Annotated in this window: 11 protein-coding genes; 4 read left to right on the top strand and 7 right to left on the bottom strand. The window is 41.3% G+C overall.

The genetic code is table 11. The features are described from left to right. Nucleotides 1-220: 220 nt before the first annotated feature. Entirely contained in the window at nt 221-1,609 is a 1,389-nt protein-coding gene (locus tag H3U82_RS10640) for an L-cystine transporter (protein ID WP_084585807.1), read from the bottom strand. Nucleotides 1,610-2,004: 395 nt separating this feature from the next. Here H3U82_RS10640 and thrB point away from each other — a divergent pair, with 395 nt between their 5' ends. Next, a complete protein-coding gene (gene thrB / locus H3U82_RS10645; RefSeq protein ID WP_198210472.1) occupies nt 2,005-2,925 on the top strand; it encodes a homoserine kinase in 921 nt (306 codons plus the stop codon). Nucleotides 2,926-2,954: 29 nt separating this feature from the next. Here thrB and H3U82_RS10650 read toward each other — a convergent pair whose 3' ends face one another. Beyond that, entirely contained in the window at nt 2,955-3,707 is a 753-nt protein-coding gene (locus H3U82_RS10650; RefSeq protein ID WP_198210473.1) for an SDR family oxidoreductase, read from the bottom strand. Between the two features lie 88 nt (nt 3,708-3,795). Here H3U82_RS10650 and H3U82_RS10655 point away from each other — a divergent pair, with 88 nt between their 5' ends. Beyond that, a complete protein-coding gene (locus H3U82_RS10655; RefSeq protein ID WP_078474508.1) occupies nt 3,796-4,137 on the top strand; it encodes a helix-turn-helix domain-containing protein in 342 nt (113 codons plus the stop codon). A 362-nt stretch (nt 4,138-4,499) separates the two neighbouring features. Here the strand turns inward: H3U82_RS10655 and H3U82_RS10660 are convergent, their stop codons facing one another. After that, nucleotides 4,500-7,124, bottom strand: coding sequence for an autotransporter outer membrane beta-barrel domain-containing protein (locus tag H3U82_RS10660; protein WP_198210474.1), 2,625 nt, complete (start codon nt 7,122-7,124; stop codon nt 4,500-4,502). Nucleotides 7,125-7,942: 818 nt separating this feature from the next. Here H3U82_RS10660 and H3U82_RS10665 point away from each other — a divergent pair. Beyond that, a complete protein-coding gene (locus tag H3U82_RS10665; RefSeq protein ID WP_198210489.1) occupies nt 7,943-10,321 on the top strand; it encodes a glucose/quinate/shikimate family membrane-bound PQQ-dependent dehydrogenase in 2,379 nt (792 codons plus the stop codon). A gap of 109 nt (nt 10,322-10,430) precedes the next feature. Here the strand turns inward: H3U82_RS10665 and leuS are convergent, their stop codons facing one another. The 4 genes from leuS to H3U82_RS10685 all read right to left on the bottom strand — a co-directional run bounded on the left by leuS (nt 10,431) and on the right by H3U82_RS10685 (nt 15,848). Then, on the bottom strand, nt 10,431-13,070 hold the full coding sequence (gene leuS / locus H3U82_RS10670; protein ID WP_198210497.1) for a leucine--tRNA ligase: 2,640 nt from the start codon (nt 13,068-13,070) through the stop codon (nt 10,431-10,433). A 345-nt stretch (nt 13,071-13,415) separates the two neighbouring features. Continuing rightward, nucleotides 13,416-15,173 (bottom strand): phosphoenolpyruvate--protein phosphotransferase, encoded by a 1,758-nt coding sequence (ptsP, locus tag H3U82_RS10675; RefSeq protein WP_198210490.1) that lies wholly within the window; start codon nt 15,171-15,173, stop codon nt 13,416-13,418. After that, the gene (locus tag H3U82_RS10680; protein ID WP_198210491.1) at nt 15,173-15,442 is read right to left on the bottom strand and encodes an HPr family phosphocarrier protein; all 270 of its coding nucleotides are present in this window, start codon (nt 15,440-15,442) and stop codon (nt 15,173-15,175) included. Before H3U82_RS10680 ends, ptsP begins: the two co-directional genes overlap by 1 nt. Nucleotide 15,443: 1 nt before the next feature. Further along, on the bottom strand, nt 15,444-15,848 hold the full coding sequence (locus tag H3U82_RS10685; protein ID WP_078474517.1) for a PTS sugar transporter subunit IIA: 405 nt from the start codon (nt 15,846-15,848) through the stop codon (nt 15,444-15,446). A 411-nt stretch (nt 15,849-16,259) separates the two neighbouring features. Here H3U82_RS10685 and H3U82_RS10690 point away from each other — a divergent pair, with 411 nt between their 5' ends. Beyond that, the gene (locus H3U82_RS10690) at nt 16,260-16,439 is read left to right on the top strand and encodes a hypothetical protein (RefSeq protein ID WP_198210493.1); all 180 of its coding nucleotides are present in this window, start codon (nt 16,260-16,262) and stop codon (nt 16,437-16,439) included. Nucleotides 16,440-16,674: the final 235 nt, after the last annotated feature.

Here is a 16,674-nt window from a genome sequence, read left to right on the forward strand (position 1 = left end):
CAAAAGCCTGACAGGCAGCCTCTACCGCCTGATTACTTGCGACATCATCATAGTATTATCCGAACAGGACAGTTAAATGATTAACTGTCCTGTTTAATTACCTGTCTGTAAACCTTAATCCGCCCATGCCCATCTTAAAGATTTAAACGAAAAAAAGCAGCCGCTCTGCTGACACAGACCGGCTGCTAATTATGACAAATAGTTTTAAGAACCTACTGCATTAATGTACTAGTCTGCCGTGCTCCGTACTATTTAATATTTTTTTATTAGTCTGATGCAGCCACTGGCTGGTTAACGTACCTGCGGTCATCGCACCGCTGACATTCAATGCTGTACGCCCCATATCAATCAATGGTTCTACAGAAATCAATAAAGCCACCAGCGTAATCGGCAAACCCATTGCCGGCAGCACAATCAGCGCCGCAAATGTAGCTCCGCCGCCAACACCGGCCACACCCGCGGAACTGATAGTCACCATCCCAACCAATGTTGCAATCCACCATGGATCCAGAGTATTGATACCTACAGTTGGCGCAATCATGGTGGCGAGCATCGCCGGATACAAACCGGCACAACCATTCTGTCCGATAGTTGCACCAAAAGAAGCAGCAAAACCGGCAATAGTTTTCGGTACACCAAGACGCTGCGTCTGAGCCTCGATATTAAGCGGAATAGAAGCAGCACTGGAGCGACTGGTGAATGCAAAAGTCAGTACCGGCCATATTTTCTGAAAATATTTACCCGGATTGATCCCAAATATGCCCAGTAACAGACCATGTACCCCGAACATCAGAGCCAGTGCCAGATACGAAACCAGTACAAAGCCTCCCAGTTTAATAATCTCCTGCATATTTGAAGAAGCCACTACTTTAGTCATCAGTGCCAGGACACCATAAGGAGTTAACAGCATTACTATCCGTACCAATTTCATTACCCAGCTTTGTAAGATATCAATTGCCCGTAACACCCACTCACCCTTAGCAGCATCATCTTTTAATAACTTCAATGCGGCCATACCGAGAAATACAGCAAAAATAACCACACTGATAATAGAGGTCGGATTGGCTCCGGTTAAATCAGCAAACGGATTTTTCGGAATAAAAGACAGTAATAGCTGCGGTACATTTAAATCTGCTACCTTACCAACATAATTAGCCTGAATTGCATTAAAGCGCGCAGTTTCAGCTTCTCCCTGAGTCAGACCGTTGGCAGTCAGACCAAACAGGCTGGTCAGCAAAGTACCGATCAATGCAGCCATCGCCGTAGTAAACAGTAACACGCCGATAGTCATCAGACTGATTTTGCCTAGCTGAGCAGCACTATGTAATCGCGCCACAGCACTCAGAATTGAGGCAAACACCAACGGCATAACGACCATCTGCAATAACTGTACATAGCCGTTGCCGACTACATCAAACCATTGTACAGAGGTACGGATTACCGGGCTGGATGCTCCGTAAATCAGTTGCAGCCCTAAACCCAATCCAATACCAAGAATCATACCCAATAATACTTTTCTGGATAAACTCCATTGGGTTGAATGCGTACGGCTCAGTATCCATAATAACAATGCGAACACCATAATGTTCGCGAGCAAAGATAAATTCATTTTATACTCCTGCGCCGGCAAGCTTTCTGCCCGCGTTTGATACCTAGTGCCAGCTAAGAATACGCAAAAGTAAATAAGTTGTGAAATAGCCCTTATGCATTCCCTTATTCTATTTTATTATATGCAATAAAGATAAAATACTTGCCAGTATAGTTGCATCGTCCGGAATATTGGCTTACAAATTACCCAATTCCTGTTTCAGCCCCTTATATGACATACCCATCATTGAATTTAAACATCATCAGATAACAAGTTTTCTATGAACTATCGTTCATAAGCAATCATTCGAATAAATACTTGACATCAGCCCTTTATTGCCATCATGCTTGTAATTTGTTTAAACATCCTGTCTCAGGTTTAAACTTTTCGTTTAATTCTGTTTATTGGTTATATTTATGTCGGTTTACACCAGCGTTAGCGACGATGAAATGCGCAGCTTTCTGCGTGATTATCACTTAGGTCGGTTTATTGGTTTACAAGGTATCGCTCAGGGCGTTACTAACAGCAATTATTTTGTAACCACCACACAAGGGCGCTATGTACTGACTGTTTTTGAAGCCATGACACAGGATGAGCTGCCCTTCTTTTTAGATTTAACCCGACATCTGAGTGCTCACGGCGTAGCCTGTCCTGCTCCTATTGCCCGAACTGACGGTCGTCTGGACAGCACTCTGGCTGGCAAACCAGCCTGTCTGGTAACCTGCCTGACCGGCAGCGATACCAGCAGCCCATCCGGACAGCAATGTTTCAATACTGGAGCGATGCTGGCTAAAATGCATCTGGCCAGTAGCGAATTCACGCAGAAAATGCACAATCCGCGTTACACTGGCTGGTGGCATGAGGCCAGTACCCGCTTATTACCCTTTCTGGATCCGGAAGATCAGCAGTTATTACAAGCAGAAATTGCTTTCTTTGATGCACATGAATGTACAAATCTGCCTGCGGGTATCATCCATGCCGATTTATTCCGCGATAATGTTTTGCTGGATGGTGAACAGGTAGCCGGATTTATTGATTTCTATTATGCATGTAACGGTAATTTCATGTATGACCTTGCCATCGCCGTTAACGACTGGGCACGTCGTGCAGACAATCATATCGACCAAAATCTGCAACAAGCATTTATACACGGCTATGAAAGCATACGCCCGCTGACTTCCGCTGAACAGGATTACTTTCCGGTTGCACAGCGAGCTGCATGTATTCGCTTCTGGGTTTCCCGCCTGCTTGATTACCATTTTCCGCAGGCAGGAGAAATTACCTTTATTAAAGATCCGAACGTCTTTAGAGATTTACTACTGAATTTACGCAAATAACATCATTATTTTTTATCAAAAAACTAAAATTAGATATTACCTACCCCGCCATCTACCAGTATTTCCGTACCGAGCATAAAAGAGGATTCATCCGATGCCAGAAAAACAGCGGCTTTAGCCAGCTCTATCGGTTTGCCCAAACGTCCTAACGGTACCAATGCCTTAATTTCCTGCTGTAAATGTTTGACAGCATCCGCGTCAGTGGTATTTAAATTCATATGCGCCGGCGTGTCTGTCGGGCCGGGAACTAAACAGTTGAAGCGAATATTTCTGGATAACAGCTCTCCCGACAGTGTTTTGGCTAATGAACAGAGAGCAGCTTTACTTGACGCATAAATACTGCTTTGCGGTAAACCGATTTTAGTACTTACCGTACCGCACAAAATAACTGAACAGGGATCAGCCAGCAAAGGTAACAGCGCCTGTATCAGAAAAAACGGCCCCTTGAAATTAGTATTCATTACCCTGTCAAAAGTATTTTCATTCCAATCAGTTACCGGCATATGAGTGACATCGGCCGCATTAATATATACAGCATCTAATCTGGGCCACATTTTGGTTAACTGTGCAGCCAGAAGCTTTTGTTCTTCAACATCAGAAGTATCACTTTGCAATATTATTACATCTGCACCTAATTCCTGCTTCGCTGCCAGTAATCTGTCTTTATTTCTGCCGGTTATGGCTACTGTCGCACCTTCGGCAATAAATTCTCTGGCAGTTGTCAGCCCTATTCCACTACTTCCGCCTGTAATCAGTGTATATTTACCCGTTAGCCTATTCATATATTCCCTTTCAAAAATAAAATTCAGTATAATTTAACTGGTTTACTTATGAAAGTAGGTACCAAATAGATACTAATGGAAAATAGTTATGTACACTGAAAAAAATACCCCTGATATTTATCATTGTCCTATGGTTAAATTTGTTAATTTAATTTCAGGAAAATGGGCTATTCCTATTCTGTATCGTCTGATTATTACTGATCAACCCATTCGTTTTGGCGAATTAAAACGTGCCATCGCACCAATTACCCAGAAAGAATTAACAAAACAGCTAAAGCTGTTTGAGCAAAAAGGATTAATTACCAGAAAGCTCTACCCCGAAGTACCGCCTAAAGTTGAATACCAGATAACGGCACTGGGAAAAACTTTAAAACCGGCTTTGGTTTCCATCGCAAACTGGATGGAGCAGCATGAAAAAGATTTACTCTGAATACTATTCACCTATTCAGACAGACTGTAACTTAAACAGCTACAGGTATCCGGCAATAGCTGATAAGTATCAATCAAAGAAAAAGCAATTATGCATTTTAAATAAATAAATTGTTTATACTCAACCATTGATATTAATACTAAGCGCATCCATTTAAAATGCATAACTGCATAGTCTCTGACTAGTTCATAATTACATTCAATAAATTAATATTAATAGCCATATTTCCTATATACATTGACCAATAATCAACTAAACACCAAAATGGTGGTACCAGAATTATCCGGCACCACCATGATTAAACCTACTTTTAAACATCAGTCTTCGCTAAATTTTAGCTTTAGTCAGTAATAACATTCTGGTTAAAAGTTGTAACGATATCCCGCATTAATCTGCTTCTGATTAAATTTGTTTCCTGCAGAATAAACCATATCACCATAAATATGATGCTTCCCATTCAGCCGCACATTAATTCCTATACCGTTATCCCACCAGTTACCACCAAAATCATACTTTTCTTTTGCAACACGATTAAAGGTATAAGATGTTTTTCCATCAAACTCTCTCAGGTAACCCGTTTTAAAATATACATCCACCGGGTTTTTACCACTCTGAATAGTATAACCTAAAATAAGACTGGCACGCCCTATTAATGAATTATAACTGGCCAGTCTTGTACTTAATCCATTGGTCGCATTTATGGTGGCTCCATCCTGATGTGAATAAGTAAGCTGAGCCTGTGGTTCTAAATACCAACCCTCATCCGCATTTCCTGCACCGGATAAATGAATACGTTTGCCTACTTCTGCTCCTATGGAAAAACCATTGGTATTGCCATCTCCTTTAACATGATAGCCTCCTGCGGTCATACTATTGAACTTGTTGGTCATATGCATATACTTGACTAAACCATCAAGATAAAAACCATTCTGACTTTGTAACGTACCATATAATCCTAGTGAATAGCTTTTAGTACTGCCGTCACCAACGTTGTGATCAACTTCACCCCGGCTTAGTCCGCCCATTAAACCATAATATAGGTTCACTTTATCGTAATTCAGTTTACGGTCCAGCCCCATCTGTAATCCATAATAATCCATATCAAAACCAGACAACCGATTATCATTAAACGAGTTCAGTTTCCCTGTATATATACGCCCCCATACTTTACCGCTCGCTGTATCATCGGTACGGATTTGTCCCATACGCTGCAATAAAGTTTGTGTTTCAACATAACTCATTAAATAATTTGAATTAAGAATATTGGCCGCATTTTTCGCTGTATTAGTTAAATTCGGTCTGGAATCTGGTTTTGGTTTTGGTTTCGTACCTGAACCTGAATCTCCTGTTGACCCGTTGTCATTATTGCTATCTGAGTCATCTGATGCCCCGCCAGCAGGGCCAGATGCAGACAATATCCAGTCTGAACCGTCAGGATTAGAATTGCCAAATTCGTCTAAATTATTAAATTCATAGCCACCAATATCTACTGCTGAGGACGATAAACTAAATTTAGCATCACCACCATTGGTTTCAACCAGTTTAATTTTTTCATTTCCGGTGACTGCAGCTGCGCCTGTACCTTGATCATTGATGATAATTCGATGATTACCTGTTGCCTGTTTTGCACCGGTAATTTTCAGCATATCACTATTTAACTTCGTGCCAATTGCAGTTCGCATTTCAAACACGCCATTACCTGCCAGCGAACCTGTTGTTAATGTCATTGCATTTGTACCGTCAAGCTTCTGCGCGGTGTTAGATGTATTATTATAGTCATAACCAAAGCTGACTTTGGCATCATCACTCAGTGTCAAAGCGTCAACAAATGAATTGCCGGTCATTTTCCACTGGCTGTTGCTACCGGAAAGGCCAAGATTAATCTCACCTGCACCATTATCATTGTTCAAAGAACTTAATAACCTTGATCCGTCAGTCAGATTTAAATTAACTACTCCTTTATCCCGAAGCTCATCATTTTCACTTGAAAAAATATCTCCAATAATCTCTGATTTACCATTAATGGTCACTTTACCAGCAGTTGCTTCTATAGCCTTAAAGCCTTCAGGATCCTGAACAACGATACGGTTACCATTTGAACCATCATTAATCTCTAATTTGCCCTTGTGCTGATCCATTAAAATTGCGGTACCACCCTTAATGGTGAGGTTAAGTCCTTTATTAAATTTCATAACATCACCTCTATCTATACCATCAGAATCTTCCACTAAAGGCGATATTTGTTCAATAGCAATACCAGCACCATAATACGTGTACTCCTTGTTGCCGGATTTGATTGTACCTGGCTTAGTTGTTATATCAATGTTTACTTTATCATTAAAAGTTAATTCATTACCTGCGATATTTGGGCTCTGTGCTTTCTGCGAAGCAATGCCTATACTTGCCGTCCCTTCAATCTTTATGTTTACCTCATCATTAAACGTACCTGTTGTTCGTTTAGTTCTGGAAGAATTATAAGCAGATATACCTATGTTATAGTCTCCGTCTGGGCTATATTCTTGGCCTTTTATGGTTACTTTCCCGTAAAACTCACCGTTTCCTTCACTGGACAGATACATACCACGACCACTTGTAATATCTATGTCAAGGCCACTATTTGAAACCAAGTTAGATCTACTTGATAAATAAATACCATTAAAACTATTATAGTAGTTATTAGATTTCCGACCTTTAACCTTAAATAAACCACCACTAATAGTTGTATTTTTGTCGGAAGCTGCGGCAAGCCCCATTCCGCTACTACTATTTTGATCAATATCAATATGTGGAGCAGTTTCGTTTGTTGTATTTATATCTACATTATCTTTAATGTTAATTCCGGTTGTTTTGTAGTTCCCGATATTATTATCATCAATAAATGTATCTGCATTTACTGATACCGGAAGTAGTGCCAGGGTTCCTAGTGAAAGTTTAAATACTAATGTATGTATAATTGAATTTAATTTTTTCTGCTTAAAGTTATTCATTTTCATGCCTGAATCAATGTTTTCAAATTGATGTTTATTAAATAAGTTAACAATATTTGCGTATATTAAATGCTATTAAATTTGATGTATTTTAACATTTATAATCATTTTTTAATATTTGTATATTATGCAATATTTATTAAAAAAAATATATATAGAATTATTCAGTTATTTCAAATATATATTAAATCATCTTATGCAAATAGTTTTCATTAATTATTATAATAGTACTAATAAATATACATTACATGCACATTTATTATCCTAAGGATAAATTTTTATTTACAGTATTTAAAATCCACAGCAGATTAAACGCTAAATTTATTTAAGAATTATTATCCCTGTAAATTTATTTTTTTAACTCAAGATTGTTATTTGAACAGATAAATCTGCAAATTGCCTGGATTTAATCACGAGATATCATTCAGACCAGAAAATTTTAAATATTTAGTTTAACCTACACCGTTGTGGCGTTAATTCCGGTACTAATATGCATACTTTTTCAAAAAGCCGATTAATTTTTGACTGTTTATAGTATTTTCTATTTAGTACACAAACTATTATCTATAATAATTTAATATCATTATTTTTCTTATATTTATTTCCAATAATAATTATAAGGTAAAAAATGGCAGTGCCATCCTGATGTGAAAAAGTAAGCTGTGCTTGCGCTTTGAAATACTTGCCCTGTTTAACCAGATTCTGAATATTATAGTAAATTTTCTATTCATTAATATATATATATTTTCATCTTATATATTGTTTATTATAATAATTTTAGCAGTATTTTTTTATAAAAACAGATTAACAGAAGTATTATGAAAATATTTACATCATTTTCCGTCGCCAGAATAATCACTTTGCTGGTACTTTGGCTAACTGTTATCTACCTGCTAATTGGAGGGATATGGCTAATATGCCTGGGTGGTTCGCCCTTTTATGCCATTATTGCCCTGTTACTGAGTCTGTTTACTGTTCTGTACCAGTATCAGCGCAGTAGCTGCCTGTGGTTATATGCAATTATTCTGTTTATTACGCTAATCTGGGGTTTATGGGAGTCTGGCACCGATTTCTGGGCATTAGCACCGCGTTTTGACCTACTGCTTCTGTTTGGATTATGGCTTTTAACTCCGTGGTCAACACGGCATTTATCAGCGTCTGGAAATGGTAAAATAATTATTACATTAGCATTAATTACTATACTGGGTGTGATGTTCTACAGCATCAGCCATGATCCGCAGCAAATTAATGGCACCATTACTCGCCTCCAGCCAGCACCAGCAGCAGACGATAATGGTGTCGCAGCGGAAGACTGGCCGGCGTATGGTCGTACTCAGGGCGGAACACGTTATTCACCATTAATTCAAATCAATACCGCTAATGTTAAACAGCTTAAAGTAGCCTGGACTTACCGTACCGGTGATTTCAAAACTGCTAATGATTCAGCAGAAACCACTAATGAACTAACACCGATCAAAATCGGCAATAAACTCTTTATCTGTACACCACACCAGTTTCTGGATGCTCTGGATGCCGCTACCGGCAAACGTTTATGGCGTTTTGACCCTGAATTGCGCAGCAACAGAACTTTTCAGCATCTGACTTGTCGTGGTGTCAGCTATTATGATGCTACGACAGCACACAATACTGAGACCGCCGCATCCGCTATTTGTCCGCAAAAAGTTTTATTGCCGGTTAATGATGGACGTCTAATTGCCGTCAATGCGCAGACTGGTCAGAAATGTCCGGATTTCGGTCATAACGGTGAAATTAATCTGCAAGCCAAAATGCCTTATGCTTTTTTGGGAGGATATAATCCGACTTCACCGCCTGTTATAACACCTAGTACGATTATTATCGGTGGTTCAGTAACGGATAATCTCTCAACTAAAGAACCTTCCGGGGTAATTCGTGGTTATGATGTCAATAACGGCCAATTAAAATGGGTATTTGATACTGGTGCGGCAAACCCGAATGCGATGCCGGGTGAAAAGACCAATTTCGTGCATAATTCACCCAATGCATGGGCACCTCTGGCCTACGACCAGCAGCGTAATATTGTATATATACCCACCGGAGTGAGCACACCGGACATCTGGGGCGGTCACCGTGATAAGTTAAAAGAACGTTATGCCAATTCTCTTGTGGCACTGAATGCCTCAACCGGTAAACTGCTATGGCATTTTCAGACTACTCACCATGATCTTTGGGATATGGACGTACCGGCTCAGCCTTCACTGATGGACATTACGATACCATCCGGTAAACGGATTGCTGCTATTTATGTGCTGACCAAAACCGGTAATATTTTTGTCCTCAACCGTGAAACCGGCCAACCCATTGTGCCAGTTACTGAACAACCGGTACCACAGACTCTCAAACAGGGCAAACCAACACAGGGTGAACATTATGCCGCTACTCAGCCTTTCTCAGCTTTAAGTCTGATGCCGAAAGACAAACTGACTGACAAAGATATGTGGGGAGCAACCATGTTTGACCAGCTTCTGTGCCGCATCCAGTTTAAGCGCTTAAATTACAATGGCATTTATACGCCACCTTCTGAAAATGGCACACTGGTATTTCCGGGTAATCTGGGGGTATTTGAATGGGGTGGTATATCTGTCAATCAGGATCGGCAAATTTCTCTGATGAACCCAATCGGACTGCCCTTCGTTTCCCGCCTGATTCCGGCTAATCCCGACAGGGCTCAACAAAAACAGGGCGCAGGTACTGAGAATGGTATCCAGCCGATGTATGGCGCTCCTTATGGGGTAGAAATTAGCCCTTTTCTTTCACCAATAGGTTTACCTTGTAAACAACCGGCATGGGGATTTGTAGCTGGTGTTGATTTGCAGACTAACCAAGTGGTGTGGAAAAAGCGTATTGGCACTATTCGTGACAGTCTGCCGAAATTATTTGAATTACCACCATTAAAAATTGGCGTTCCGGGTCTGGGTGGCTCAATATCCACAGCGGGTAATATTATGTTTGTCAGTGCAACTCAGGACAACTATCTGCGTGCATACGATACCAGTAACGGAGATTTATTATGGCAGACACGTTTGCCTGCCGGCGGACAGGCTACACCAATGACGTATGCCGTTAATGGTAAACAATATGTAGTACAAATGGCCGGTGGTCATAGCTCATTCGGTACGAAGATGGGAGACTATCTAATCGCCTATACTCTACCCTGAATTATTTGCGGTACAGGCGCCAAATAATCTAGGCGTATTTCGCAGTAATTGATTTATGTAATAAAAAAAAGACATGTTAATAACATGTCTTTTTCATCGGATTATGCGATCAGATAACAATATTGACTAATCGTTTTGGCACAACAATAACTTTTTTTGGTGTTTTGCCATCCACAAATCGTTGTATGGCCGGATCAGCCAATGCTGCTGCCTGTACTTCATCATTACTACTATCGGCAGAAACTGTAATTTGTCCGCGCAGCTTACCATTTACCTGAACCATCAGGGTAATTTCATCCTGTACCAGTGCGGCTTCATCAACACATGGCCATGCAGCATCCCACAGTGTTTGCTGCGGAGACAGCTCATTCCATAATGTTTCACACACATGAGGCACAATCGGCCATAACAGACGCAATACGCACTCCAGCACTTCCTGTGCCACGGCTCGCCCTGCTTCTGTAGTGCAATCAGTCCGGTCATACTGATTCAGCAATTCCATAACCGCAGCAATTGCGGTATTAAATTGCTGCCGGCGACCATAATCATCGGTTACTTTGGCGACTGTGCTATGCAGTTTCAACCGCAGCGCTTTCAGGTCGGCAGACAAATTATCCTGACTACCGGTAAATGCGGTTACACCTGCACCCTGCTGTAAATAATCATATACAGTACGCCACAAACGGCGCAGGAAGCGATGCGCACCCTCTACCCCGGCATCTGACCACTCCAGTGATTGCTCAGGCGGTGCGGCAAACATCATAAACAATCGCGCAGTATCCGCACCATAGCGGTCAATCAGCTCTTGCGGATCCACACCATTATTCTTGGATTTAGACATTTTCTCAATGCCACCGATACACACCGGTTTACCATCTGCTTTCAGGGTTGCAGCCAGAGGCCGGCCTTTATCATCCCGCTGCAAATCTACATCTTGCGGTGCAATCCATTCTTTGCTGCCATTAGCACCTTCACGATAATACGTTTCACATACCACCATACCCTGGGTAAGTAAGCGGGCAAATGGCTCATCTACATTCAGTAGCCCCTCATCGCGCATTAACTTTGTAAAGAAACGGGCATAGAGCAGATGTAAAATAGCGTGTTCAATACCACCGATATACTGGTCTGCATTCATCCAGTAATTAGCAGCCTCTTTATCCACCATTGCGGTATTGCAATGTGGTGATGCATACCGTACCGCATACCAGCTCGATTCAACAAAAGTATCCATAGTATCGGTTTCCCGACGAGCTGTTTTACCACAGCATGGACAGGTAGTTTCGTAAAATTCCGGCATTCTGGCTAACGGAGAACCGGCACCATCCGGTACCACATTTTCCGGCAAAACAACTGGCAACTGTTCTTCTGGAACAGTGACATCACCACAATCATCACAATGGATAATCGGAATTGGGCAACCCCAGTAACGCTGCCGGGAAATACCCCAGTCACGCAGGCGATATTGTGTTTTCGGTGCACCGGCATTTTTAGCCTGTAAAATCTCACCAACACGCTCAAATGCCGCATAAAAATCCAGACCATCCAGTTCACCGCTGTTAACACACTGTGTCTGCTCTTTACTGCCATACCATTCCTGCCACGCGCTTGTATTAAAAACATCTGTATTCTGCGTAGAGGCAATTACTTGTTTTACTGGTAGCTGATATTTAGTGGCAAATTCAAAATCACGTTCATCATGCGCCGGAACAGCCATTACCGCACCATCACCATATCCCCACAGCACATAATTAGCCACCCAGACCGGCAGCACATCGCCATTAAGCGGATTGATGGCAAAGCGTCCGGTAGGCATACCTTTCTTCTCCATCGTGGCCATGTCTGCTTCAGCCACAGAACCGGCCTTGCACTCAGCAATAAACTGCTGTAACTGAGGGTTATCAGCAGCGGCAGCTGTCGCTAGCGGATGTTCTGCAGCAACAGCAACATAAGTTGCTCCCATCAGTGTATCAGGACGTGTGGTATATACCTGTACAAAATCTGCGTACTCACCGGTTAATCCTGCTTTACTGTCTTCAGCCAGTGCAAACCGTACCTGCATCCCGCGTGACTTGCCAATCCAGTTGCGCTGCATGGTTTTTACCTGCTCAGGCCAATGTTCCAGTGTATCCAGACCATTGAGCAGTTCTTCAGCATAATCCGTAATCCTGAAGTAATACATCGGGATTTCACGTTTTTCTACAATGGCACCAGAACGCCAGCCTCGACCGTCTACAACCTGCTCATTGGCCAGTACAGTCTGATCCACCGGATCCCAGTTTACTGTTCCGTTTTTCTTATAAATAATGCCCTTCTGAAATAAACGCACAAACAGCCACTGTTCCCAGCGATAATATTCCGGTGTACAGGTTGCAATTTCCCGCTCCCAGTCAATCGCAAAACCCAGACTCTGCAACTGCTTTTTCATATAAGCTATGTTGTCATAAGTCCATTGTGCCGGTGCTACCTGATGTTTCATCGCAGCATTTTCAGCAGGCAAACCAAATGCATCCCAGCCCATCGGCTGCATCACATTAAACCCATTAAGCAAGCGATAACGGCTCAGTACATCACCAATAGTGTAGTTTCGCACATGTCCCATATGTAACTTACCTGAGGGGTAAGGGAACATCGACAGACAATAATATTTAGGTTTCGGACTAAAATCTTTAGCATTAAATAAACGGTATTCCTGCCAGCGCGCTTGTGCAGCCGGCTCAATCTTTTCGGGACAATAATGTTCTTGCATCATGAATTATCAGTTTATTGTATAAAAATAGACCACTATTATAACAGTTTACTCAAGACACAAACTTGCAATTAATCATTCTGGCAATACAGTTATTGAGTTTAGTCCATCAATACTACAATATCATATTAATTGCATGAATCATTTTTAATATTTATATAGCATATATAAAAATAAATAAAAAAAACCACCGATACCAAGGGAGGGAATATCGGTGGACAATTTGCGGGAAAACACTACTTACTCAATACTGATTGTCAGGCAAAAACAATACTGACAAATTTATTATAGGAACTTCATCATTAAACGCAGTTAAACTGTGCTAAGTCAGACAAAACAATTTATTTAATCCGCAGTTTCAGATAATTCATGTGAAGAATTTAATTTTTTCAATAATTTTAATGCTTTATCCGGATCATCATTACGTAATATTTTCTGTACTTCGGTTTCAAGCATCAGCAGATCACTTTGAATAATCTGATTTTTCACCGACAGAATATTATTTGCATTCATCGAAAACCGGCGCAGCCCCATCGCCATCAATAACCGTGTATATTGAGCATCACCAGCCATTTCTCCGCACACGGATACTGGTTTATTCAAACGTGCAGCGGTACGAATAATATGCAGCAATAACTTCAGTACCGCAGGATGACCCGGCTGATATAAATAACTCACACTTTCATCATTACGGTCTGCCGCCAGCGTATACTGAATTAAATCATTAGTACCGACTGAAACGAAATCAATCATCTTCAAAATAGAATTAACTGTTAATGCAGCTGACGGAATCTCTATCATCGCCCCAACCTGAATATTTTCATCAAAGGTTTCAAAGCGATCATGTAACTGTTGTTTAGCGGTATTTAGATGAGTCAAACACTGCTGTATCTCTGTTACTGATGAAATCATTGGCCACATCATGCGCACGGGCCCCAAAACCGCAGCCCGCATAATTGCCCGCATCTGAGTACGGAACATCACAGGTTCAGCCAGACACAAACGGATACCGGTCAATCCCAAAGCCGGATTCATCGTATGACTGGGACCAAACCAGCGCGGATTTTTATCTACACCTAAATCAATTGTTCGTATGGTTAATGGTTTACCCTTCAGCTTTTTAACCACATCAGCGTATTCGGTATACAGTTCATCTTCTGTAGGCAGAGCATCACGGTTCAGATAAAAAAACTCACTGCGATATAATCCGATACCATCCATACCCAGACTATGCAGTGCTTTTATGTCATTAGCACTTTCAATATTACCCAACAACTCAATATTGATTCCATCTAATGTTGTTGCTGCCGTATTCTTAAGTTTATTTAACTGCCGTCTTAAGCTGCGAAATTCCCGCAAGCGTCGGCGATATTCCTTTAAAATAACATCATCAGGTGCAATAATAACTACACCCATTGTGCCATCTACAATAATCAGCTCATCTTCATTAATTAATTCCCGTGCATAGCCCAGTGCAATCACAGAGGGAATATCTAGACTACGCCCCAGAATCGCGGTATGGCTGGTTGGTCCGCCGGCATCAGTAACAAATGCAGCAATACGGCTGTCTTTAAAAAAAACCGTATCTGCTGGCGATAAATCATGGGCAACAAGAATCGTATCTTCTTCAAAATCCTCCGCTTCAGTCACGACTTCTGTCGATAAACCAATCAGATTTTTAAAAATACGCTCAACTACTTGCAGCATATCCTGCTTACGTGCGCGTAAATAATTATCTTCAATTGCATCAAACTGATCTGAAAGTTTATCCGTTTGCAGTTTTAATGCCCATTCTGCATTAACACATTGTGCTTCAATAATATCTACAGGCTCTCTGGATAGACTTACATCACCTACCAGCATCAGGTGCAGAGAAATAAACGCTCCCAGTTCTGAAGGTGCATTCTGCGGAATATCTGTACGCAACTGCTCTAACTGACGGCGAGTTGTTTTGATTGCCTGCTCATAACGGGCAACTTCTGCGGGCACTTCTTCAATCGACAACTCCTGATGTGGCACATCGTCCATACCGCGCACCACCAGATGAGCACGACCGATAGCGACACCGGCCCCCACTGCAACACCATGCAGGACGATACTCATTATTCGTCTTCACCAAAATAATTATTAATCAGCTCAACCAGCGCTTGCATTGCCTGACTTTCATCAACACCGTCGGTTTCCAGCTCAATTACACTACCTTGAGCAGCAGCCAGCATCATTAGTCCCATAATGCTTTTACCGTTAACGCGGCGATCTTTCCGAGCTACCCATACTTCGCACTGAAACCGGCTGGCTACCTGAGTAAATTTATTCGATGCCCGTGCATGCAAACCAAGCTTGTTAATAATCTCAATTTCCTTTTTTACCATTTCAAAGCTCATCCTGATTAGAAATAGTCATAATGCCGGCAATAGCAGCAGCTTTAACTTCATCTGCAAATTTATGTACATCATCTGCTTTAGTAAAATGTTGAAGTGCCTTAATCAGCATTGGAGCATTAAGACCAGTTAGCAGAATTACATTGTCACTCTGAATTAACCGGCGCACCAGATTACAGGGTGTGGCACCGAAAATATCAGTGAGAATCAATACACCGTGACCATAATCCAAAGAAGCCAGTTTTTCTACAACCTCAGCATGTATACTTTCAACTGAATCACTACTACGTACCCCGATTAAAGTAACATTATCAGGTACAGAACCAAAAATATGCCGGATTAATTGCATATTTGCCTGCCCTACTGTCTCGTGGGTAACAATCATCAAACCTATCATTGTATTACCTATTACCATTTGGGTATTAAGTGTACTGAATAAACCCATTCAATGAGAAATAATCGTACTGACTTTTACTACCCGACAAACAATTGGCTTAATATTTCTGCCTATAAATCTCCCAATCAAAACTTATCATACTAATCACATAACAGGAAGAGTCTGTCAGAAGAAAATACAGAATAAACAATATGCATATTACTGCTACAGGGCAGCACAATAATTATATAAGTGAAATAATATTTAAATCAGACCAGAATCTATTTCAGAACCGTTAAATAGTTATCGAATCGTTTATGGAGCGATCATCTATATAAACTGTAACCAAAAGTTTTTCATTTTTCCTAAATTATATTTCAGCCACTAAAGCTTGTATCCAAAGCTATAGTACTTATAGCAGTGAAATTTAAAATGTTCATCGGGATAACCGAAACCCAAACTAATGCACAGGTCTACCTGATAGAAACCTACGGCACACGCAATTACACTCAGTTCGACTACAGCGACCCCAATCAGCAAATCTACTTTCTCTTCGGTCGCGAAACCACCGGATTGCCACAGGCATTCGCACAGGCACGCGCAGAGCAGTGACTGCGAATTCCGCAGTCAGAGCACATCCGCTCACTGAACCTGTCCAACGCAGCCGCCATCGTCCTCTATGAAGCGCTGCGTCAGCAGTCCTTCCCCTCTCTAACCTAGATACAGCAACAGCAGCCATTAGGCTGCTGCGGTATTGTTTTATTCTCAGTACTTAAAGTAAGAAACCCGGCTGACTAATCAACCGGGTTCTTCTATGGGGAGTCTGGCGGTGTCCTACTTTCACATG

The organism is Snodgrassella sp. W8132, from assembly GCF_016100865.1.
GTDB lineage: Bacteria > Pseudomonadota > Gammaproteobacteria > Burkholderiales > Neisseriaceae > Snodgrassella > Snodgrassella alvi.

Excerpts from the sequence above, each read along its gene's own strand:
- H3U82_RS10680 (WP_198210491.1), bottom strand. The coding sequence starts at position 15,442 with ATGGTAAAAAAGGAAATTGAGATTATTAACAAGCTTGGTTTGCATGCA.
- thrB (WP_198210472.1), top strand. The coding sequence starts at position 2,005 with ATGTCGGTTTACACCAGCGTTAGCGACGATGAAATGCGCAGCTTTCTG.
- H3U82_RS10660 (WP_198210474.1), bottom strand. The coding sequence starts at position 7,124 with ATGAATAACTTTAAGCAGAAAAAATTAAATTCAATTATACATACATTA.
- H3U82_RS10690 (WP_198210493.1), top strand. The coding sequence starts at position 16,260 with ATGTTCATCGGGATAACCGAAACCCAAACTAATGCACAGGTCTACCTG.
- H3U82_RS10665 (WP_198210489.1), top strand. The coding sequence starts at position 7,943 with ATGAAAATATTTACATCATTTTCCGTCGCCAGAATAATCACTTTGCTG.
- ptsP (WP_198210490.1), bottom strand. The coding sequence starts at position 15,173 with ATGAGTATCGTCCTGCATGGTGTTGCAGTGGGGGCCGGTGTCGCTATC.
- H3U82_RS10640 (WP_084585807.1), bottom strand. The coding sequence starts at position 1,609 with ATGAATTTATCTTTGCTCGCGAACATTATGGTGTTCGCATTGTTATTA.
- H3U82_RS10655 (WP_078474508.1), top strand. The coding sequence starts at position 3,796 with ATGTACACTGAAAAAAATACCCCTGATATTTATCATTGTCCTATGGTT.
- H3U82_RS10685 (WP_078474517.1), bottom strand. The coding sequence starts at position 15,848 with ATGATAGGTTTGATGATTGTTACCCACGAGACAGTAGGGCAGGCAAAT.
- leuS (WP_198210497.1), bottom strand. The coding sequence starts at position 13,070 with ATGCAAGAACATTATTGTCCCGAAAAGATTGAGCCGGCTGCACAAGCG.
- H3U82_RS10650 (WP_198210473.1), bottom strand. The coding sequence starts at position 3,707 with ATGAATAGGCTAACGGGTAAATATACACTGATTACAGGCGGAAGTAGT.